Raw genomic sequence first — 20550 nt, 5'->3', positions numbered from 1 at the left:
TGGCTCACCGAACCACCGATTCCGATCTAGCGAGACCGAGCGGGAGGCACGGCGGGCAGCGTCTTGTCCTGCCGTAGGACGCCAGGAGGCCGGGAGGTCAGGCCGTCACGATCCAGCCTTCGATCGGATCGACCGCCGCGGGCAGACCATAGCCCGGGCCCGGACGGCTGCCGCTTCGCGCGGCCCCCCAGGCCGCCTGCACCAGGCAGAGCGCCGCGTCGAGGCGATCGCCCTTGGCATCGTCCAGCAACAGCCGCCGTGACCGTCCGTCGAGCGCGAGTTGCAGCCCGAGTCGAGCCGAGCCCGCTTCCAGCGCATCCAGCAAGTCCCCGCGCGCCTGCCGGCGCTCGTTGCTCTGGCCAGCGGCCGCGTCGCTCTTGTAGCTTCGCCGGCCGATCAGCTCGCGTGCCAGCAGGCCCGGATAGGCTTCCAGCGCGACGCGCGAACTGCCTTCGGCCGGCACGCGCAGGCCCGGCAACGCAGCGCCGGCGGCCACCAGCCGAGGCACGCCGGCATGCAGCATGAACGCGACCGGCGGATTGACCCATTTCATCGAAGGACTGGATCCGGCGGGACCGTCGGTCTTCCGGTGCGCGAACTTCCCGCCCTGGGGCCGACTCGCACAGAAGGCCGCGAAGGTGCGGCGGATCTCCTCGCGGCCGAGGCCGGCATAGTGGGCGATCAGCGGCTCCCATTGCAGGGGCCATCCCAGGTGCTCGACCAGTTCGCGCGGCAGGCCGAACGGAAGGTCGAAGGCGCCCACCCACGCCGGCTGGTCGCCGAGCCAGCGCCCCCAGTCGTCGAGTGAGGTGAAGTACTCGAACCCGGCGAGTTCCACGCGCGCGTCCCGCGCCGTCCCGAGCGCGACCACGATCGGCTTGCGCGGCTTCGGCGCGCTGGAAAAATCGCAGCCGAGCAACAGCGGCAGGATCGGGAGCAGGATCTTCAGTGGCGTCCGACGATGGCCGCGGTCGCCATCAGTTCTTCCAGCAGCGCGAGCGAGACCACGCCCGACACCGAATAGGGATCGAGCTCGGCGCGCTCCGAATACTTGAGCAGCGTCGAGGCGTTGAGCTTCGACAGGTTGACCTGCCCCATCGTCCAGCCACCGAACCGGCGCTCGGAGATCTCCTCGTAGTACAGCAGCACCACGTCCTTGTGGCGCGGGTCCCGCTGGATGTGGCCATAGAGCTCGCTGATCGCCATCCGGCCGCCTTCGATGCCCTGCAGGAACACGCCCGCTCCATAGCAGAGGATGCCGGTGATGCCGCAGGCGGTGTTGTGCTGACGCGATTGCGCGAGGATGGCCTCGATGGCCTCCGGACTGGTGTCCACGGCGCGACTGGCGTAGAGAAGGCGTACGAGCATGGTGTGCGGCTCAGCGCTTGCGCGGAAGAAGGGAAAGGAATTCTCGGCGCAGGTTGGGGTCCTTCAGGAAGACGCCGCGCATGACCGAGTTGATCATCTTGCTGTCCATCTCCTTGACGCCGCGCCACTGCATGCAGAAGTGCTCGGCCTCGACCACCAGCGCCAGGCCGTCGGGCTGGGTCTTTTCCTGGATCAGGTCGGCCAGTTGCACCACTGCTTCCTCCTGGATCTGCGGCCGGCCCATCACCCATTCAGCCAGGCGCGCGTATTTCGAGAGCCCGATCACGTTGGTCTTCTCGTTCGGCATGACGCCGATCCAGAGCTTGCCGATGATCGGGCAGAAGTGGTGCGAGCAGGCGCTGCGCACCGTGATCGGGCCGACGATCATGAGCTCGTTGAGATGCTCCGCATTGGGGAATTCGGTCAGCGGGGGGGGCGGCACGTATCGGCCCTTGAACACCTCGTTGACGTACATCTTCGCCACGCGGCGGGCCGTGTTGTCGGTGTTGTGGTCATTCTCGATGTCGATCACCAGGCTCTCGAGCACGTGCTTCATCTTGCCCTCGACCTCGTCGAGCAGGCCCTCGAGTTCACCGGGCCGGATGAATTCCGCGATGTTGTCGTTGGCGTTGAAGCGGCGGCGGGCGGCGACGAGGCGCTCTCGAATCTTCACGGACACAGGCGTGCCCTCGTCTTCATCCCCTGCAGCGGGGCGCGGTACGGCGTCGATGGTCCTTAGCATCCGCGCATCGTATCAGCGAATGGAATTCCCGCGATGGCCCTACTGCGCCCTACCCGCCTGCGCGCCCAGCTATTGTTTTGATAGCGAAAAATCGGTCACGAGCGGCAGGTGGTCGGACATGCGGGCCCAGATCGATCCGCGCGGCACCGAGGAGGCGACCGGTTCGAGCTGCCGGCCGTAGATGAAATCGAGTTGGGCGACCGGCAGCCGCGAGGGGTAGGTCAGCGTGCGCGGCCCGCGCAGGTCGCTCGAGTCGCGCATGCCCATCGCATTCATCGCGTAGCGCATCCGCGCACCCCAGTCGTTGAAATCGCCGGCCACCACCAGCGCCTCGGTGGGCGGAATCTCGCGCTCGATGAAATCGCGCAACTGTGCGATCTGGCGGATCCGGCTGCCCTTGATCAGGCCCAGATGCACCACGATGGTGTGCACGGTGCTGCCGTCGACGTCGATCGCCACGTGCAGCAGGCCGCGCTGCTCGAAGCGGTGGTCCGAGATGTCCTGGTGGGTCTTGCGCAGCACCGGCCAGCGCGTCAGCAGCGCGTTGCCGTGCTCGCCGTGCTTGGTGATGGCATTGGTCTCGTAGACCGCCGTGTAGCCCTCAGGCGCCAGGAAATCCGCTTGCGGCAGCTCGGGCCACCGATTGAAGCGCGCGGCCGCCTGGCGGTTCATCTTGCGAACCTCCTGCAGGCAGATGATGTCGGCATCGAGCTGTTCGATCGCATGGCCGAGGTTGTGGATCTCCAGGCGCCTGGCAGGGCCGATGCCCTGTACACCCTTGTGGATGTTGTAGGTGGCTACACGGAAGCTGGTCGCCGAGGGATTCATTGCACAAATTGTGGCAGCAGCAGGATGGCCGCGGCGTTGGTCGGAGAAAAAGTGGCCTCCGCCGCTTCTTCGTAGGGGAGCCACCGCCAGGCCGTGTGCTCGCAAGGATCGAGCCGCGGTGTCAGCCGCTCGGGCACGCAGAGGCCGAACACATGCTCGGTGTTGCGGGTCACGCCGGGCGCGTAGCGCGCACGCCAGCGGGGCCAGATCTCGTAGACGTTGCGCCGCTGCCAGTCGACCAGCCGGAGCGCGAGCGCGCTGCCCGGACCGCAGAGGATGCCGGTCTCCTCCTCGACCTCGCGCGCCGCGGTGCGCGCCAGCGACTCGTCCTCGAAGTCCTTGCTGCCCGTCACCGACTGCCAGAGGTCATCGGCGCCGGCACGGCGGATCAACAGCACGTCGAGCGCCGGCGTGTGGACCACGACCAGCACCGACTCGGGAATCTTCCAGGGCCGCCGCTCGCTCATGCTGGCGACCCTTCGGCCTCAGGCTGCCTGCGGCGTGTTGCGCAGCTTGATGTGCAGCTCGCGCAGCTGCTTCTCGTCCACCGGGCTCGGCGCCTGCGTCAGCAGGTCCTGCGCACGCTGCGTCTTCGGGAAGGCGATCACGTCGCGGATCGATTCGGCGCCGGTCATGAGCATCACCAGGCGGTCGAGGCCGATCGCGATGCCGCCGTGCGGCGGCGCGCCGTACTGCAGCGCATCCAGCAGGAAGCCGAACTTGTTCTGCGCATCCTCGGCACTGATCTTGAGCGCGCGGAACACCTTGCTCTGCACTTCCTCGCGGTGGATACGGACCGAGCCGCCGCCCATCTCGATGCCGTTGAGCACCATGTCGTAGGCCTTGGCGATGCACTTCTCGGGTGCCGTGTCCATCAGGTCTTCATGGCCGTCCTTGGGGGCGGTGAACGGGTGGTGCACGGCCGACCAGCGCTGGCCTTCCTCGTCGAACTCGAACATCGGGAAGTCGACCACCCACAGCGGCGCCCAGCGGTCGTCGAACAGGCCGTTCTTCTTGCCGAAGGCGCTGTGGCCGATCTTCACGCGCAGCGCGCCGATGGCGTCGTTGACGACCTTTTCCTTGTCGGCGCCGAAGAACAGGATGTCGCCGTTGCGGGCGCCCGTGCGCGCGATGATCTCGGCCAGCGTGCCGTCATCGAGATTCTTCACGATCGGGCTCTGCAGACCTTCGCGGCCGGCCTGCGCGTCGTTGACCTTGATGTAGGCGAGGCCCTTGGCGCCGTAGATCTTGACGAACTCCTGGTAGGCGTCGATCTCGCCACGCGACAGGCCGCCTTCGGCACCGCCACCCGGCACGCGCAGCGCCACGACGCGGCCGCCGGTCATGGTGGCGGCATTGGAGAACACCTTGAACTCGACGCGCTTCATGAGCTCGGTGAGCTCGGTGAACTCGAGCTTCACGCGCAGGTCGGGCTTGTCGGAGCCGTACTTGAACATCGCGTCGGCGTAGCTCATGGTCGGGAACACCGGCAGCTCGATGCCAGCGGCATTGCGGAACACGTTGCGGATCATGCCCTCGAACATCTCACGGATTTCCTCCTCCGAGAGGAACGAGGTCTCGATGTCGATCTGAGTGAACTCGGGCTGGCGGTCGGCGCGCAGGTCCTCGTCGCGGAAGCACTTGACGATCTGGTAGTAGCGGTCATAGCCGGCCACCATCAGAAGCTGCTTGAAGAGCTGCGGCGACTGCGGCAGCGCGAAGAAGCTGCCGTCGTGCACCCGGCTCGGCACCAGGTAGTCGCGCGCGCCTTCGGGCGTCGACTTGCCGAGCATCGGCGTCTCGATGTCGATGAAGCCGTTGGCGTCGAGGAACTTGCGCGCCTCCATCGTGACCTTGTAGCGCAGCATCATGTTGCGCTGCATCGCCGGACGGCGCAGGTCGAGCACGCGGTGCGTGAGACGGGTGGTTTCCGAGAGGTTGTCGTCGTCGAGCAGGAACGGCGGCGTGACCGAGGGATTGAGCACCTTCATCTCGTGGCACAGCACTTCGATCTTGCCGCTCTTGAGGCTGTCGTTGACCGTGCCCTCGGGGCGCGCGCGCACCAGGCCGGTGACCTGGACGCAGAACTCGTTGCGCAGCCCTTCGGCGGCGGCGAAGGTGGAAGCGCGATCCGGGTCGCACACCACCTGGACGTAGCCTTCGCGGTCGCGCAGGTCGATGAAGATCACGCCGCCGTGGTCACGCCGGCGATTGACCCAGCCGCAGAGGGTGACGGTCTGTCCGAGGAGGGCTTCGGTCACGAGACCGCAATAGTTTGAACGCATGGCCATAGATGGATTCCGGCGCCGCGAAGGCGCGTCTTTGTCTTTACTTGATCGCGATCGTTGCGGGGCCGCCAGGAACGACCACCCCCATCGACACGATGTACTTGAGCGCGTCGTCCACGCTCATCCGGAGTTCGATGCAGTCGCTGCGCTTGAGCATCACGAAATAGCCGCCAGTCGGGTTGGGCGTGGTCGGCACATAGACACCGAGATAGTCGCCGCCGCCCAGGTGGCCGACCACCTCATGACCGGGCGTGCCGGTCACGAAGGCGATGGTCCAGGAACCCGCACGCGGCCACTCGATCAGCACCGCGGTACGGAAGGCATTGCCGTTCTCGGAGAACAGCGTGTCGGAGACCTGCTTGACACTGGAGTAGATCGAGCGCACCACCGGTATGCGGCGCACCACCGCATCGCCCCAGCCCAGCAGCCGCTTGCCGACGAAGTTGCTCGCGATCGCGCCGACCGACAGCAGGATGGTCAGCGTCAGCAGCACGCCGAGGCCGCGCACCTTGTGCTCGTTGAGGTACTTCTGCCACGTTTCCGGCAGCAGCCACAGCGTCTGGTCGAGCGTGCCGATGATCCAGTTCAGCACGCCGAGCGTGATGGCCAGCGGCACGATCACCAGCAAGCCGGAAAGCAGCCATTTGCGCAGCGCAAGCATGGCTTGGCCTCAGTCGCTGCCCGATGAGGGTGCTGGAGCCGGTGCCGGGGCCGGGGCAGGCGACGCAGCGCTCGCGGGCGCGTCGGCGGGCTTGGCTGCCGCGCCTTCCGCCGGCGCGGCAGGGCTGGCAGCGCCCTTCTCGCCGCTGTCCGCGGCTTTCTTGCCGCCGCCGTCCCGGAAATCGGTCACGTACCAGCCCGAGCCCTTGAGCTGGAAGCCCGCGGCGGTGAGCTGCTTGCTGAACGCGCTGGCGCCGCAGGACGGGCACTCCGAGAGCGGCGCGTCGGACATTTTCTGCAGCACGTCCTTGGCAAAGCCGCAGGCACTGCACTTGTAGGCGTAGATAGGCATGGAATTGGGGGGGCGGAAGGGAACGGCCGGCGGCCGCTCGCAAAGCCCTCGATTATAGGCGCCCGCCCGCCACCGAGGCCGTCGGCGCGGCCGCCCTGCGCGCGGCTACGTCGTCGATTCGGTACCCCCCTTGAGTGCAGCCTGCTGCTGCCTGTAGCGCCTGCGCTCCCGCGCCGCGATCAGGTAGCTCGAACCCACGACGAACACCGCCACCACGAAGATCACCACGGTGGCCAGCGCATTGACGGTCGGATCGAGCCCCAGGCGGGCCCGCGAAAAGATCACCAGGGGGAGCGTGGTCGAGCCGGGCCCGGACAGGAACGCCGACATCACGACGTCGTCCAGCGACAGCGTGAACGTCAACAGCCAGGCAGCCACGAGCGACTGCGCGATCATCGGCAGCGTGACGCGCATGAAGACCTGCAGCGGCCGGGCACCGAGATCCTGGGCGGCCTCCTCGAACTGGGGATTCAGATCGCGCAGGCGGGCACTGATCACCACGGTTGCATAGGCCAGTCCGACGAGCAGATGGCCGAGCCAGATCGTCACCATGCCGCGCTCCGGAAAACCGAAGAGGCGCTGGATCGAAACGAGCATCAGCAGCAGCGACAGCCCGACGATCACTTCCGGCATCACCAGCGGGGCGCTGACCATGCCGGAAAAGAAGGCGCGCCCCTTGAACCGCGGAAAGCGTTCCAGCGCAAAGGCAGCGAGGGTCCCCAGCACGACGGCGGCGCTCGCGGTGGCAGCGGCGACCTTGAGCGAAAGAAAAAGCCCCGATCGAATTTCCTCGTCGCCGGCGAGCTTGGCGTACCAGCGCAGGCTGAAGCCGGCCCAGACGTTCGGCACCGGGGAATCGGTGAAGCTGAAAACGACCAGCGCCGCGATCGGCAGGTAGAGGAAGACCAGCCCCAGCGTCAGCCAGATGCGGCTGGTCCAGCGGCCTGCGGACGTGACGATCATGAACGCGCCACCTTCGCCTGGCTGTTGTTGAAGATCGCCAGCGGCACGATGATGAGCAGCACCATCACGACCGCGACGCCCGAAGCCAGGGGCCAGTCGTTGTTGGAGAAGAACTCGTCCCAGAGCACGCGGCCGATCATCAGCGTTTCCGGCCCGCCCAGGAGTTCCGGGATCACATACTCGCCCACGCAGGGAATGAAGACCAGCATCGCGCCCGCGATGATGCCGCTCCTGGACAGCGGGACCGTGACCCGCCAGAACGCCTGCCAGGGCGTGGCCCCCAGGTCTTGCGCGGCTTCGAGCAACTGCAAGTCCAGCTTGGACAGCGTGGCATACAGCGGCAGCAGCATGAAGGGCAAGTAGGTGTAGACCATGCCCAGCACGAGCGAAAACGGGCTGTACATGAACTCGCCCGGCGCCGGGATCAGCCCCAATGGGTAAAGCAGCTGGTCGGCACGGAGGTGGACGAGCAGCCTTCCGACCCAGCCGGTCTGCGCATCCAGCAGCCCTTTCCAGGCGTAGACCCGCAACAGGAAGCTGGTCCAGAACGGCAGCATCACCGCCATCAGCAGCAACGGCTGCAGGGCGGTGGAGGCGCGCGCCATGAAGTACGCGAAGGGATAGCCGATCACGAGGCAGATCAGGGTCGTGATGCCGGCGTACATCAGCGACCGCCCATAGGTCGCCAGGTAGAGGTTGTCCTGGAAGATGGTCGCGTAGTTCAGAAGCTTGAGCCTCACGACCAGTTCCTGATCGGCGTACGCGAACAGGCTGCTGATCGTGGCGCCGTCCATCTCGGCGAAGCTGATGCGCAGAACAATGAGAAACGGCAACAGGAAGAAAGCCAGCAGCCAGAAATAAGGCACGCCGATCACAAGGCGCCGCCCTCGCAGGAGCGTTTTCCAACCGGGCAAGCCGCCGCGGTCGGCTTGGGCGTGTTTCATCAGTTTTTCAGGACGACCTGGGAGGTCGGCAGCCAGTGGGCCCAGACCCTGTCCCCCGGCACCGGAGCGCCTTCCCGATGCCGGGTGGCGTTCTCGACGTTGACCTTGAGCACAGCGCCGCTTGGCAATTCGAGGTGGTACAGGGTGTAGCCGCCGAAGTAGGAAAGGGCCTTGACGACCCCTTGGACCCTGTTGCGGTCATCGTCCGGCGGCTCCGTGCCCAGTTGGATCTTCTCGGGCCGCACGGCGACCACGACCGGCTGGCCTTCGAAACCGGTGATGCCGTGATCGACCCGGTGCACGACGTCGGCGCATTCGATTTCGGCATGGTCGGCCTCGTCCACCACGACCTTGCCTTCCATCAGGTTGACGTTGCCGATGAAGTCGGCGACGAAGCGGGTCGCGGGACTTTCGTAGATGTCGGCCGGGCTGCCGACCTGCAGGAAACGACCCTCGCTCATCACGGCCATGCGCGAGGCCATGGTCATGGCTTCCTCCTGGTCGTGGGTCACCATCACGCAGGTCACGCCGACCTGCTGGATGATGTTGACCAGCTCGATCTGGGTGTCCTCGCGCAGCTTGCGGTCGAGCGCGCCCAAAGGCTCGTCCAGCAGCAACAGCTGGGGACGCTTGGCCAGGCTGCGCGCGAGGGCCACGCGCTGCTGCTGGCCGCCGGACAGCTGGTGGGGCTTGCGCTTGGCGAACCGGGTCAACTGCACCAGACGCAGCATTTCGTCCACGCGGGATGCGATCTCGGCCCTGGGCAGCTTGTCGCGCCGCAAACCGAAGGCGACGTTGTCCCAGACCGTCAGGTGCGGAAAGAGCGCATACGACTGGAACATCATGTTGACGGGGCGCTCATAGGGCGGAAGCCCCGCGAGATCCACCCCGTTCAGCACGACGCGCCCCGACGAAGGCAGCTCGAACCCCGCGAGCATCCGCAGCAGCGTGCTCTTGCCGCAGCCCGAGGATCCGAGCAGCGCGAATATTTCGCCCCGCGTGACATCGAGGCTGACCTGATCGACGGCGCGGAACTCGCCGAAGTTCTTGCTGACGGACTCGATTCGCAGGAAGGCGCCGCCACCGGTGGGAACATTCATGCCGGCAAGCCCCTCAGCGATTGGCCTTGAAATTGGTGAAGGTGCGCGTGATGAGCCTGAGCGTCGCCTGGTCGGGCGTATCAGGCGCGATCATCGTCGCGAGCGCGGCTTCGTCCGGGAACACGGCCTTGTCCTTCGCCAGCACGGGGTTGACGAACTTCGTCGCGGCCTTGTTGGGGTTCGCATAGAACACCTTGTTGGTCAGCGAGGCGTGCACTTCGGGCCGCAGGATGTAGTTGATCCACTTGTAGGCGTTCTCCGGATGCTTGGCGTCCTTGGGGATGGCCATGGTGTCGAAGAAGAGAAGCCCCCCGGTCTTGGGCAACAGCACGTCGAGGTCCTGCGGGTTCTTGGCCTTGGTCGACTTGTCCTTGGCGATCATGATGTCGCCGGACCAGCCGATGACGGCGCACAGCTGGCCCTTGGCCATCTGGTCGATGTAGTCGGAGCCGGAGCCGGAAAAGCGGGTCACGTAAGGGCGCACGCCCTTGAGCATTTCACCGACCGCCTTGTAGTCCTCGGGGTCCTTGCTGCGCGGATCCTTGCCCAGGTACTTGAGGGCGATCGGCACGATCTCGGAGGCCGTGTCCAGATAGGCCACGCCGCAGCCCTTCAACTTGGCCATGTACTCCGGCTTGAAGACGAGATCCCATGCGTTGTCCGGCAGCGGCTTGCCGCCCAGCGCCTGCTTGACCTTGTCCCGGTTGATTCCCACCGTCGTGTAGCCCCAGAGCCAGTCGACCAGGTGCTCGTTGCCGGGGTCCATCTTGGCCAGCTGGGCCTGGATGGCCGGGTCGAGATTCGCGAGGTTGGGGATCTTGGACTTGTCCAGCTTCTGCAGCAGGCCGGCCTTGATCTGCATCTTGGCGAAATGGGAGCCGGGCACCACGATGTCGTAGCCGCTCATGCCCGCCACCAGCTTGGCGTGAAGGGCCTCGTTGCTGTCGAACAGGTCGTAGCGGACCTTGATCCCCGTCTCCTTTTCGAAGTTCTTGATCGTGTCCTCGGCGATGTAGTCCCCCCAGTTGTAGATGTTGAGGACCTTCTCCTCATCCGCCCGCGCGACGGGCGACGCCAGCACCGCAAAGGCGCAGGCCCCCCCCCCCCCCCGGGCCCCTAGAAAAGACGCACGCGCACCAGCACCTGCATCGCGATCAACCCCAATACAAAACCTATGCCACCGTAGATGATCGCCTGCAGGAGCCGGTTGGTGCGCTTCTGGGCGGCCAGCAGTTCCAGCAATTCGCTGCGGTGGTCCGGGGGGCGATTTTCCAGGAAATCGTGCATCAGTCGAGGCAACTGGGGCAGCAATTTCGCGTAGCGCGGCGCCTCGGCGCGCAATTGCTCGAACAGCTTGCGCGGGCCGATCTGGTCGGTCATCCACTTCTCGAGGAAGGGCTTGGCGGTGTGCCAGAGATCGAGCTCGGGGTCGAGCTGGCGGCCCAGGCCCTCGATGTTGAGCAGGGTCTTCTGCAGCAGCACCAGCTGCGGCTGGATCTCGACATGGAAGCGGCGCGAGGTCTGGAACAGCCGCATCAGCACCATGCCGAGCGAGATCTCCTTGAGCGGCCGGTCGAAGTAAGGCTCGCAGACCGTTCGGATCGCCGCCTCGAGCTCGTCGATGCGGGTGCCGGGGGGCACCCAGCCGCTCTCGAGGTGAAGCTCGGCCACGCGCTTGTAGTCGCGGCGGAAGAAGGCGACGAAGTTCTGCGCCAGGTACTCCTTGTCCGATTCGGTCAGCGTCCCGATGATGCCGAAATCGAGCGAGACATAGCGCCCGAAGCTTTCCGGCTCCAGGCTGACCTGGATGTTGCCCGGGTGCATGTCGGCATGGAAGAAGCCGTCGCGAAAGACCTGGGTGAAGAAGATCGTGACGCCATCGCGTGCCAGCTTCGGGATGTCGACGCCGGCTGCCCGCAGGCGGTCGAGCTGGGCGATCGGCACGCCCTTCATGCGCTCCATCACCATGACCTCGGGATGGCAGAAGTCCCAGTACATCTCCGGGATCAGCACCAGCTTGAGCTGTTCCATGTTCCGGCGCAGCTGGGCCGCATTGGCAGCCTCGCGCACCAGGTCGAGCTCGTCGTGCAGGTACTTGTCGAATTCGCGGACCACCTCGCGCGGCTTCAGCCGCTTGCCGTCGGCCGACATGCCCTCGACCCAGCCGGCCATCATGGCCATCAGCGCAAGATCCTTCTCGATCACGTCGCGCATGCCTGGGCGCAGCACCTTGACCGCCGCCTCGCGCACCGAGCCGTCGGCCAGGCGAACCGTCGCGAAATGCACCTGGGCGATCGATGCGCTGGCGACCGGCGTCTCGTCGAACTGCACGAAGATGTCGCCGATCGGTCGCCGGAAGGCGCGCTCGATGGTCGCGATCGCCACCTTGGAAGGAAACGGCGGCACCCGGTCCTGGAGCCAGGCGAGTTCGTCGGCGATGTCCGGCGGCAACAGGTCGCGCCGGGTCGACAGCACCTGCCCGAACTTGACGAAGATCGGTCCCAGTCGCTCCAGCGCCTCGCGCAGCCGCTGGCCGCGCGGCGCATCGAGGTTGCGGCCGACCGACACGATGCGCGCCACTGCGCGCAGCCAGGGTTTCTGGAAGCTCGAGAGCACAAGCTCGTCGAGGCCGTAGCGAAGCGCGACCCAGACGATGAAGGCGCCGCGGTAGATCCGCCTCATTCGAAAACCTGCGCGTTGCGCGCTGCGGTGTTCGCCTTGGGCTTGGTAACGATCCGGCGGCTCATTCGGCGCCTGCAGAACCGTCGGCCCTGCCCGGACGCTGGCCGACGAACTGCCGCAGTGCCTCCACCACGCGGCGGGCGCCGCTCGCGATGGTGTGCGCCGGCACGTCGCCGATGGCACGTGCGAGATCGTCTTCGACGTCCCAGCGCACATGATCGATCAACCAGTTGACCTCCGCGGCCAGCTGCACGTCACCCTCGATGCGCACGGCCGGCTTGTCGCCGCGGACGGCAGCCCGCGCGAAGCCGAAGGGCGACGCCTCGGTCACCGTCAGCGTGAGTTCGGCAGTGGCGCCTTCGGGCGCGAGGTCGAGCAGCCCCGCCGGCGTCGCGACGAACTGCATCGTCACGAAGAGCCACTCGAACTGCACCACGCGCCCCTGCAGCCGCAGCAGGCGCTGCTGGGCCTCGGGTTCCTGCTGGAGCACATGGTTGAGGAAAAGCACGGTGCGATGCTGGATCTCGTGGACAGCCCAGGCCGGCGGCTGCAGACGGCTGCCGACGCGATTGGCGAGGTCTTCCAGAAACGAAAAAGGGGACGATGGTGTAACCATCTCCGTATTATCACGCTCGCCCCCAGGTCGGGCTCACTGCGTGTAGCCCTCCCACCCCCTACCGGGGGCGCAGCCAGCGGCCCGGCGAAGCCGGTTCCGCGGCTGCCCGCGAACAGGCGCGCTGCGCGCAGCCGTAGAAAAACCACAGCGCGATGGCTTGGCCGGCGAAGCCAGGCCCGTTGGTGAAACACCGCGGAACTGGCTTTGCCAGGCCGCTGGTGTTGCCCCCGGAGGGGGTGGGCGCCCGGACACGAAGTGCCGGGCAACCTGGGGGGAGCCTACTGCAACGCCTGCACGCCGGCCACCAGCCAGCCGCTGCCGCCCTTGGTGTCCTTGGTCATGTTCCAGACCTCGCGGAACGGGCTCGGGCCGGCCGACACGTCCTCGCGGATCATGCCGGAGAACTCCACGCTCGCCAGGTAGGCGTCGGGCAGTTCCTCGATGCCGAGCAGCTTGGCGTCGAGCATCACGACCTCGGTCTTGTTCGCCTGGCCGCCGGTGTGGGTCTCGCGCTCGGCCAGTTGCTGGCGGATCTCACCCACCATGCCATCGGTCATCATGGAGCGCAGGGTGCCGATGTCGGCGCGATCCCAGGCGTCCTGCAGGGTCACGAAGTTGCGCTTCGCCGCGGTGAGGAAGCCGTCGGCATCGAAGCCGGCGGGAATGCCCCACGACTGGGAGCCCGCCAGGGCCGACCCGATCATGCTGCCGCCCGCGGCGGCCGCGCCGGCCATCGACGAACCGCTGGTGCGATCCGCCGGATGCTCGGGCTGCTGCGAAGCGCTGGCGTCGAAAGCCGTGGCATTGTTCTCCCAGGGGCGCGCCGAGGCGTCGTTGCCGACATTGCGGGGGCTGTACTGGGGCGGTGCCGTGGCATCCGCCGGGCTGCCTGCGCCCTGGAAGGCGAAAGCGCCGGCGCGCGGCGAGGCGGCCGCACGCGAGCGGGCCGCGAAGATCCGCCACACGACCACTGCCGCCAGCACCAGCAGGCCGATCAGCAGAATATTGCCGAAGGCCGCGCCGAGGCCGAGCGAATGCGCGAGCCAGGCCAGGCCGAGGCCAGCGGCCAGGCCGCCGAGCATCCCGGCCCAGGGCTTCTTGGGCGCTGCTGCGGCAGGGGCCGCCGCGGCCGGCTTGGCGGCGGCGCTATTCACGTTTTGTGCCGGTGCCGTCGGCGTGGCGGACGGCGTGGCCTCACGCTGCGTCACGTTGCCGGACTGCTTGCCGACCGACCTGCCGCCACCCATGCGGGCGGCACTGGCGTCGATGCTCACAACGGCCAACGCACACACCAGCAACAAGGACCCAATTTTCTTCATGACGTCTCCAATTCGGCGAAAAACAGCTTCAACACTTGATTCCAACATGCAGGGCAACCACGCCGCCCGTCAAATTGTGATAGTCCACATGACCGAAACCGCCCTCCTTCATGAGGGTCTTGAGGTCTTCCTGGGCCGGATGCATGCGAATCGATTCGGCCAGGTAGCGGTAGCTGGCGTCGTCGCCGGCCACCACCTTGCCCAAGCGCGGCAGCACGCTGAACGAATACCAGTCGTAGGCCTTGCGCAGCGGCTTGGCGACCTTGGAAAACTCCAGCACCAGCAGCTTGCCGCGCGGCTTCAGCACGCGGTTCATTTCCTTCAGCGCAACATCCTTGTGGGTCATGTTGCGCAAGCCGAAGGCGACGGTCACGACATCGAAGTGGTTGTCTGGAAACGGCAGCTTCTCGGCATCGCAGACCAGCGTGGGCAAGGCGACCCCGGCATCGAGCAGGCGATCGCGGCCGGTGCGCAACATGGCCTCGTTGATGTCGGTGTGGACCACCTCGCCGCTGGCCCCCACCTTCTTGGCGAAAGCGAGTGCAAGGTCGCCGGTGCCGCCGGCGATGTCCAGCACCTTGGAGCCTTCGCCGACGTTGGCGACCATCACCGTGTAGGCCTTCCAGGCGCGGTGCAGTCCCATCGACATGAGGTCGTTCATCAGGTCGTAGCGCGAGGCGACCGAATCGAAGACGCCGCGCACGCGCTTCGCCTTGTCGCTTTCGTCGACCGATTCGAATCCGAAATGGGTGGTGCTCATGCACCCGATGTTAGGCCGGAAGCGTTCAGATCAAGCCGGATAACCCGCAGGGGCACCGGACTTTCTGTGCTCAATGGCTGCCGCAGGCGTGTTCGCCGTGGCCCGACGCGGCCGCCTTGTCGGCCATCGGCGCGTCACGGTCGACGCCCGCGGCGGCCAGGCGCCGCTCGTACTCGGCCCACAGCTCGGCCTCGCGCGCGCCGAGGTCGTAGAGCAGATCCCACGAGAAAATACCGGTGTCATGGCCGTCGCTGAAGGTCGGCTGCACTGCATAGTTGCCGACCGGCTGCAGGTCGACCAGGTCGACCTCGCGCTTGCCGGTCTGCAGCACCTCCTGGCCGGGCCCGTGGCCCTGCACCTCCGCCGAGGGTGAATAGATACGCATGAGCTCGAACGGGATGCGGAAGGTCGCGCCGTCGGAAAACCCCACCTCCAGCACGCGCGACTGGCCGTGCACCGTGATCGACTGGGGCGTCGGTGCGCCCGCCTGCAAACCTGCCATCAGAAACTCCTTGTCGCCAGACGCTGGATCATCTCGCGTTCCAGCGCCGGCCGTTGAATCTCGATCTCCCGTTCGCGCTGCGGGTCGGACGCGCGCTGCGGCGCGGCCCACACAGGCGAGGGAAAGTGGCTGTCCCAGTCGAAGCGTGCGATCACGTGCCAATGCAGGTGCGGGACCATGTTGCCGAGGGCGGCAAGATTGATCTTGACCGGCGCCAGGACATCGCGCAGGCACTGCTCCACCACGGCGACGGCCTCCATGCACAGGGCACGGTCCGCCGGGTCCAGGTCGGACCACTCGGCCACGTGGTCGGTCCAGACGACGCGGTAGAAGGCCGGGAAGCCCGCTTCGGACGCATGGATGACGCGCAGCCTGGCGGCCTGGAAGACCAGGCGCCCGCCGGGCTCGTCGCACAGCGGACAGCCCGCCACGTGTTTCGGCGTCATACCAGCACGCGTTCGATGCCGCCGTGGTTGGCGGCGGCCACGTACGCGGGCATCCAGTCCTCGCCGAGGATCTTGTTGGCCATCTCGACCACGATGTAGTCGGCTTCGAGCAGGCCGTTGTTCAGGTCGTTGCCGTAGCGGCTCAGGCCCTGCAGGCAGCTCGGGCAGCTGGTGAGGATCTTGACGTTGGCGCCGGGCGCGACCTTGCCCGCATCGCGCAGCGCCGCCTCGCCCTTCTTCAGCTCCTCTTCCTTGCGGAAGCGGATCTGGGTCGAGATGTCCGGACGGGTCACGCCCAAGGTGCCGGATTCGCCGCAGCAGCGGTCGTTCTTGAGCACGTTGTCGCCGACCAGCGCCTTCACGGTCTTCATGGGATCCTGCAGCTTCATGGGCGTGTGGCAGGGGTCGTGGTAGAGGTAGCTGCCACCGCTCGCACCCACCGAGTCCGCCAGCGTGATGCCCTTCTCGAGCAAGTATTCGTGGATGTCGATGATCCGGCAGCCCGGGAAGATCTTGTCGAACTGGTAGCCCTGCAACTGGTCGTAGCAGGTGCCGCAGCTCACCACCACGGTCTTGATGTCGAGGTAGTTGAGCGTGTTGGCGACGCGGTGGAAGAGCACCCGGTTGTCGGTGATCATCTTCTCCGCCTTGTCGAACTGGCCGCTGCCGCGCTGCGGGTAGCCGCAGCAGAGATAGCCAGGCGGCAGCACCGTCTGCACGCCCGCATGCCACAGCATCGCCTGCGTGGCGAGGCCCACCTGCGAGAACAGCCGCTCCGAGCCGCAGCCGGGGAAATAGAACACCGCCTCGGTCTCGGGCGTGGTCGCCTCGGGGTTGCGGATGATCGGCACGTAGTCGGCATCCTCGATGTCGAGCAGCGCGCGCGCGGTCTTCTTGGGCAATCCACCGGGCATCTTCTTGTTGATGAAGTGGATGACCTGCTCCTTCATCGGCGCCGGACCGAGCGTGGCGGGCGGCGCGGCGGTCTGCTTCCTGGCCAGGCCGCGCAGCAGGTCATTGGCCAGGCGCTGGGCCTTGAAGCCGATGTCGACCATGCCGGTGCGCATCATCTTGATGGTCTGCGGATTGGTCGCATTGAGGAAGAACATCGCGGCCGCATTGCCCGGCCGGAAGGACTTCTGGCCCATCTTGCGCAGCAGGTTGCGCATGTTCATCGAGACGTCGCCGAAATCGATGTTGACCGGGCACGGCGTGAGGCACTTGTGGCACACGGTGCAGTGGTCGGCCACGTCCTCGAACTCTTCCCAGTGCTTGATGCTGACGCCGCGCCGCGTCTGCTCCTCGTACAGGAAGGCCTCCACCAGCAGCGAGGTCGCGAGGATCTTGTTGCGCGGCGAATAGAGCAGGTTGGCGCGCGGCACGTGGGTGGCGCACACCGGCTTGCACTTGCCGCAGCGCAGGCAGTCCTTGACGCTGTCGGCGATGGCGCCGATGTCGCTCTGCTGCATGATGATCGACTCGTGCCCCATCAGGCCGAAGCTCGGCGTGTAGGCATTGGTCAGGTTGGAATGCAGCGCGCTGCCGTCGGCCGCCTGGTGCTCCCCGCTGCGCAGCAGCTTGCCCTTGTTGAAGCGGCCTTCGGGGTCGACCTTCTTCTTGTAGTCGGTGAAGGGCTGCAGTTCCTCATCGCTCAGGAACTCGAGCTTGGTGATGCCGATGCCGTGCTCGCCCGAGATCACGCCGTCGAGGCTGCGCGCCAGCGCCATGATGCGCACGACGGCCGCATGGGCGGTCTGCAGCATCTCGTAGTTGTCGCTGTTGACCGGGATGTTGGTGTGAACGTTGCCGTCGCCGGCGTGCATGTGGAGCGCGATCCAGACGCGGCCCTTGAGAACGCTCCGGTGGATCTCGCTGCACTCGGCGAGGATCGGCGCGAACTCGGCGCCGGTGAAGATCTCCGCCAGGGGCGCGCGCAACTGCGTCTTCCAGCTGGCGCGCAACGAATGGTCCTGCAGTTGCGGGAACAGCGTCCCGACCTGGTCGAGCCAGCCCTGCCACAGGGCCCTGACCTCGCCCACCAGCGCCACCGCCTGGGCCACGCGGTCTTCCAGCAGCTCGGCTGCCGGGATGTCGTTGGCGTCCTCGCGCTTTCCCAGTGGCAGGTTGCCCCGCGCCAGGAAGTCTTCCAGCGCATCGGCCAGCGCGATCTTGTTCTGCAGCGACAGCTCGATGTTGACGCGCTCGATGCCGTCGGTGTACTCGGCCATCCGCGGCAGCGGAATGACCACGTCCTCGTTGATCTTGAAGGCGTTGGTATGCCGGCTGATGGCGGCGGTGCGCTTGCGGTCGAGCCAGAATTTCTTGCGCGCCTCGGGACTGATCGCGATGAAGCCCTCGCCGCTGCGCGAATTGGCGATGCGCACCACCTCGGAGGTCACGCGCGCCACCGTGTCGGCGTCGTCGCCGGCGATGTCGCCGAACAGCGCCATCTTCGGCAGTCCGCCATGGCGCTTCGACTTGGTCGCATAGCCGACGGCCTTGAGATAGCGGTCGTCCAGATGCTCCAGCCCGGCCAGCAGCACCCCCGAGCGCTTCTGCTCGGCGAACATGAAGTCCTTGATCTCGACGATGCTCGGCACCGCGTCTTTCGCGTTGCCGAAGAACTCGAGGCAGACCGTGCGGGTGTGGGCCGGCATGCGATGCACGATCCAGCGGCAGCTGGTGATCAGGCCATCGCAGCCTTCCTTCTGGATGCCGGGCAGGCCCGACAGGAACTTGTCGGTGACGTCCTTGCCGAGGCCTTCCTTGCGGAAGGTGCGGCCCGGAATCTCGAGCCGCTCGGCGCGCAGCGGGGTCTTGCCATCGGCGGCGAAGTACTGGAGCTCGAACGCCGCGCTCTCGGCGTCATGGATCTTGCCGAGGTTGTGGCCGACCCGGGTGACCTCCAGCCACTCGGCGTCCGGCGTCACCATCCGCCACGAGGCCAGGTTGTCGAGTGCCGTGCCCCACAGCACGGCCTTCTTGCCGCCCGCGTTCATCGCCACGTTGCCGCCCACGCAGGAGGCCTCGGCGGAGGTCGGATCGACCGCGAACACGAAGCCCGCGCGCTCGGCCGCATCCGCGACCCGCTGGGTGACCACACCGGCCTCGGTCCAGATCGTCGGCACCGGCGCTTCGAGACCGGGCAGCTCGCGCAACTCGACCTCGGTCATGGCCTCGAGCTTCTCGGTGTTGATGACCGCGCTGTTCCAGGTCAGCGGGATCGCGCCGCCGGTGTAGCCGGTGCCGCCGCCGCGCGGAACGATGGTGAGGCCGAGCTCGATGCAGCCCTTGACCAGGCCGGCCATCTCGGCCTCGGTGTCGGGCGTCAGCACCACGAAGGGGTACTCGACCCGCCAGTCGGTGGCGTCGGTCACATGCGACACGCGCGACAGGCCGTCGAACTTGATGTTGTCCTTGGCGGTGAGCCGGCGCAGTGCCCGCGTGGCCTTGCGCCGCAGGGCCGCGACCTCGCGGAACATGCCGTCGAAGGCCGCGACCGCCTGCGCCACCAGGCCGGTCAGCTCGCCGACGGACGCGTCGCGCTGGGCATCGGTGTCGGGCGTGCGCCGCTTCTGCACCTCGCCCAGTCGGTGGTTGAGCGCCTCGACCAGCTGGCCGCGGCGACGCGGGTTGTCCAGCAGGTCATCGACCAGGTAGGGGTTGCGCTGCACCACCCAGATGTCGCCCAGCACTTCGTAGAGCATGCGGGCCGAGCGGCCGGTGCGGCGCTCCGAGCGAAGGGTCTGCAGCAGTTCCCAGCCGCGCCCGCCCAGAAGGCGGATCACGATCTCTCGATCGGAAAAGCTGGTGTAGTTGTAGGGGATCTCACGCAGTCGCGCAGGCTCTGCGGCCTGCGACAACAACGCCGTCAACGCGGTCGGAGCATTCATCGGGGAGTGGCCTCGGTCGGGCGCTGCGCGCCCATGAACCAGGGGGGATGGATTTTAAGTCAGCCCCGATGGCCATGCCGGCGCCCGGGCACCCTGACCCTTCCGGCACGGCTTGATGAACCGGGATCGCCCATGCCGGACGCACAAAAAAACGGCCCGCGTGAAGCGGGCCGTTCCATGCATGCCGGTGTCATCCCGGCCGTTCTACAAGATCAAGATCAAGGCACGTTGGCCGTCTTGACGTGGTACGGCTTGCCGGGCAGGACCATGGAGCCGCCGTACTCGATGCCGATGGAGCCCGTGGGCGTCACGGGACACCCGTTGGGCGCCGGGCAGGACTTGCCGTCGGTGTAGATCACCGGCCCGTARCGGTAGTTTCTCAGGGCCTTGCCGGCGTAGTCGGCCACGGTCAGGASGTTGTTCGCGGTGGCGAAGTTGTCCGCGTCCTCGACCGAGACCGGATCGATCAGGCGCGTGTCCTGCAAGGTGCGCACGATGCTGCCGCTGTTGCCGTTGGACGCAAAGCGCACCCACGAGATCTTGCGGTCGCCGCGCGAACTCACCAGCACCTGCTGCGACAGCGGATCGACGCTGCTGCTGCTGGTGTTGCTCGGCTCGCCCTTGGACGTCGCGATCGAGGTCGGATTGCGCCCGAGGCCCGTGACCGTGCCGACCTCCGCGAAGGCGTTCGCCGAAGGCGCCGGGGCCGCACCGCCCAGGGCATAGCCGTCGAGGCTGTAGATGTGCATCGTGCCGTCCTGCGTCGCGATCCAGGCGCGCATCGCGTTGCCGTACAGGCTGGCCTTCACCGCCGTGGGCTTGGCCGACAGCGACACCGTCTTCACCACCGTCGGAACCTGCGAAGGCTGCTGCGTGAAGGTGTACGGCCATTGGTTGTCGGCCTGCCCCAGGCTCGCCATCCTCGACGTGAAGGTCGTCAGGTCGCCCCCGAAGTAGACGCTGTTGACGTAGGTGAACAGTGGCTTCAGGTCGATGAAGGCGGCCTTTTGCTCCGACTTGGAGATCACCACGGCCACGCCACCCTTGGCGTACTTGCTGTAGTTGCTGCCGCCGCTCAGGAAACTCT

19 protein-coding genes and 1 pseudogene are annotated in these 20550 nt (G+C 66.6%); all 20 read right to left on the bottom strand.

What is annotated here, in order from left to right; genetic code table 11:
- Positions 1-97: 97 nt before the first annotated feature.
- Positions 98-922, bottom strand: a complete 825-nt coding sequence (locus AC1DYK_RS27690; RefSeq protein ID WP_478169299.1) for a DUF429 domain-containing protein — start codon at positions 920-922, stop codon at positions 98-100.
- A 23-nt stretch (positions 923-945) separates the two neighbouring features.
- On the bottom strand, positions 946-1368 hold the full coding sequence (locus AC1DYK_RS27685; protein ID WP_478169213.1) for a BLUF domain-containing protein: 423 nt from the start codon (positions 1366-1368) through the stop codon (positions 946-948).
- A gap of 10 nt (positions 1369-1378) precedes the next feature.
- Positions 1379-2110 carry a GTP cyclohydrolase I gene (gene folE / locus AC1DYK_RS27680; protein ID WP_442285478.1) on the bottom strand — a complete coding sequence of 244 codons (732 nt, stop codon included), beginning with the start codon at positions 2108-2110 and terminating at the stop codon, positions 1379-1381.
- A gap of 69 nt (positions 2111-2179) precedes the next feature.
- Positions 2180-2938 carry an endonuclease/exonuclease/phosphatase family protein gene (locus AC1DYK_RS27675; protein WP_478169212.1) on the bottom strand — a complete coding sequence of 253 codons (759 nt, stop codon included), beginning with the start codon at positions 2936-2938 and terminating at the stop codon, positions 2180-2182.
- Positions 2935-3405, bottom strand: coding sequence for a dihydroneopterin triphosphate diphosphatase (gene nudB / locus AC1DYK_RS27670; RefSeq protein ID WP_478169211.1), 471 nt, complete (start codon positions 3403-3405; stop codon positions 2935-2937). The genes AC1DYK_RS27675 and nudB overlap by 4 nt, the downstream gene beginning before the upstream one ends.
- An 18-nt stretch (positions 3406-3423) precedes the next feature.
- Complete coding sequence (aspS, locus tag AC1DYK_RS27665) at positions 3424-5229, bottom strand: aspartate--tRNA ligase (RefSeq protein ID WP_478169210.1); 1806 nt, start codon at positions 5227-5229, stop codon at positions 3424-3426.
- Between the two features lie 37 nt (positions 5230-5266).
- Complete coding sequence (locus AC1DYK_RS27660) at positions 5267-5887, bottom strand: DUF502 domain-containing protein (RefSeq protein ID WP_478091583.1); 621 nt, start codon at positions 5885-5887, stop codon at positions 5267-5269.
- A gap of 9 nt (positions 5888-5896) precedes the next feature.
- Entirely contained in the window at positions 5897-6238 is a 342-nt protein-coding gene (locus tag AC1DYK_RS27655; protein WP_478169209.1) for an FmdB family zinc ribbon protein, read from the bottom strand.
- A gap of 105 nt (positions 6239-6343) precedes the next feature.
- Positions 6344-7201: an ABC transporter permease subunit gene (locus AC1DYK_RS27650; protein WP_478169208.1), complete on the bottom strand. Its 858-nt coding sequence runs from the start codon at positions 7199-7201 to the stop codon at positions 6344-6346.
- On the bottom strand, positions 7198-8145 hold the full coding sequence (locus tag AC1DYK_RS27645) for an ABC transporter permease (protein ID WP_478169207.1): 948 nt from the start codon (positions 8143-8145) through the stop codon (positions 7198-7200). Before AC1DYK_RS27645 ends, AC1DYK_RS27650 begins: the two co-directional genes overlap by 4 nt.
- The gene (locus tag AC1DYK_RS27640) at positions 8145-9245 is read right to left on the bottom strand and encodes an ABC transporter ATP-binding protein (RefSeq protein WP_478169206.1); all 1101 of its coding nucleotides are present in this window, start codon (positions 9243-9245) and stop codon (positions 8145-8147) included. The genes AC1DYK_RS27645 and AC1DYK_RS27640 overlap by 1 nt, the downstream gene beginning before the upstream one ends.
- A gap of 13 nt (positions 9246-9258) precedes the next feature.
- Positions 9259-10326, bottom strand: a complete 1068-nt coding sequence (locus AC1DYK_RS27635) for a polyamine ABC transporter substrate-binding protein (RefSeq protein WP_478169205.1) — start codon at positions 10324-10326, stop codon at positions 9259-9261.
- Between the two features lie 35 nt (positions 10327-10361).
- Positions 10362-11927 (bottom strand): ubiquinone biosynthesis regulatory protein kinase UbiB, encoded by a 1566-nt coding sequence (gene ubiB / locus AC1DYK_RS27630; RefSeq protein ID WP_478157666.1) that lies wholly within the window; start codon positions 11925-11927, stop codon positions 10362-10364.
- Between the two features lie 61 nt (positions 11928-11988).
- Entirely contained in the window at positions 11989-12543 is a 555-nt protein-coding gene (locus AC1DYK_RS27625; protein WP_478169204.1) for a ubiquinone biosynthesis accessory factor UbiJ, read from the bottom strand.
- Positions 12544-12821: 278 nt separating this feature from the next.
- Entirely contained in the window at positions 12822-13862 is a 1041-nt protein-coding gene (locus AC1DYK_RS27620) for a Tim44 domain-containing protein (RefSeq protein ID WP_478169203.1), read from the bottom strand.
- Between the two features lie 28 nt (positions 13863-13890).
- A complete protein-coding gene (gene ubiE / locus AC1DYK_RS27615; RefSeq protein ID WP_478094740.1) occupies positions 13891-14622 on the bottom strand; it encodes a bifunctional demethylmenaquinone methyltransferase/2-methoxy-6-polyprenyl-1,4-benzoquinol methylase UbiE in 732 nt (243 codons plus the stop codon).
- A 70-nt stretch (positions 14623-14692) separates the two neighbouring features.
- Entirely contained in the window at positions 14693-15124 is a 432-nt protein-coding gene (locus AC1DYK_RS27610) for a gamma-butyrobetaine hydroxylase family protein (RefSeq protein ID WP_478169202.1), read from the bottom strand.
- The gene (locus AC1DYK_RS27605) at positions 15124-15570 is read right to left on the bottom strand and encodes an HIT family protein (RefSeq protein ID WP_478169201.1); all 447 of its coding nucleotides are present in this window, start codon (positions 15568-15570) and stop codon (positions 15124-15126) included. The genes AC1DYK_RS27610 and AC1DYK_RS27605 overlap by 1 nt, the downstream gene beginning before the upstream one ends.
- Complete coding sequence (locus tag AC1DYK_RS27600; protein WP_478169200.1) at positions 15567-19463, bottom strand: DUF3683 domain-containing protein; 3897 nt, start codon at positions 19461-19463, stop codon at positions 15567-15569. The genes AC1DYK_RS27605 and AC1DYK_RS27600 overlap by 4 nt, the downstream gene beginning before the upstream one ends.
- A 218-nt stretch (positions 19464-19681) precedes the next feature.
- Positions 19682-20550, bottom strand: a pseudogene (locus tag AC1DYK_RS27595) (hypothetical protein); the annotation flags it as partial.

This window comes from Variovorax sp. P2_H12 (assembly GCF_056403395.1).
This window is presented reverse-complemented; position numbering and strand designations above follow the sequence as displayed.

Excerpts from the sequence above, each read along its gene's own strand:
- AC1DYK_RS27685 (WP_478169213.1), bottom strand. The coding sequence starts at position 1,368 with ATGCTCGTACGCCTTCTCTACGCCAGTCGCGCCGTGGACACCAGTCCG.
- folE (WP_442285478.1), bottom strand. The coding sequence starts at position 2,110 with ATGCTAAGGACCATCGACGCCGTACCGCGCCCCGCTGCAGGGGATGAA.
- AC1DYK_RS27675 (WP_478169212.1), bottom strand. The coding sequence starts at position 2,938 with ATGAATCCCTCGGCGACCAGCTTCCGTGTAGCCACCTACAACATCCAC.
- nudB (WP_478169211.1), bottom strand. The coding sequence starts at position 3,405 with ATGAGCGAGCGGCGGCCCTGGAAGATTCCCGAGTCGGTGCTGGTCGTG.
- aspS (WP_478169210.1), bottom strand. The coding sequence starts at position 5,229 with ATGGCCATGCGTTCAAACTATTGCGGTCTCGTGACCGAAGCCCTCCTC.
- AC1DYK_RS27660 (WP_478091583.1), bottom strand. The coding sequence starts at position 5,887 with ATGCTTGCGCTGCGCAAATGGCTGCTTTCCGGCTTGCTGGTGATCGTG.
- AC1DYK_RS27655 (WP_478169209.1), bottom strand. The coding sequence starts at position 6,238 with ATGCCTATCTACGCCTACAAGTGCAGTGCCTGCGGCTTTGCCAAGGAC.
- AC1DYK_RS27650 (WP_478169208.1), bottom strand. The coding sequence starts at position 7,201 with ATGATCGTCACGTCCGCAGGCCGCTGGACCAGCCGCATCTGGCTGACG.
- AC1DYK_RS27645 (WP_478169207.1), bottom strand. The coding sequence starts at position 8,145 with ATGAAACACGCCCAAGCCGACCGCGGCGGCTTGCCCGGTTGGAAAACG.
- AC1DYK_RS27640 (WP_478169206.1), bottom strand. The coding sequence starts at position 9,245 with ATGAATGTTCCCACCGGTGGCGGCGCCTTCCTGCGAATCGAGTCCGTC.
- ubiB (WP_478157666.1), bottom strand. The coding sequence starts at position 11,927 with ATGAGGCGGATCTACCGCGGCGCCTTCATCGTCTGGGTCGCGCTTCGC.
- AC1DYK_RS27625 (WP_478169204.1), bottom strand. The coding sequence starts at position 12,543 with ATGGTTACACCATCGTCCCCTTTTTCGTTTCTGGAAGACCTCGCCAAT.
- AC1DYK_RS27620 (WP_478169203.1), bottom strand. The coding sequence starts at position 13,862 with ATGAAGAAAATTGGGTCCTTGTTGCTGGTGTGTGCGTTGGCCGTTGTG.
- ubiE (WP_478094740.1), bottom strand. The coding sequence starts at position 14,622 with ATGAGCACCACCCATTTCGGATTCGAATCGGTCGACGAAAGCGACAAG.
- AC1DYK_RS27610 (WP_478169202.1), bottom strand. The coding sequence starts at position 15,124 with ATGGCAGGTTTGCAGGCGGGCGCACCGACGCCCCAGTCGATCACGGTG.
- AC1DYK_RS27605 (WP_478169201.1), bottom strand. The coding sequence starts at position 15,570 with ATGACGCCGAAACACGTGGCGGGCTGTCCGCTGTGCGACGAGCCCGGC.
- AC1DYK_RS27600 (WP_478169200.1), bottom strand. The coding sequence starts at position 19,463 with ATGAATGCTCCGACCGCGTTGACGGCGTTGTTGTCGCAGGCCGCAGAG.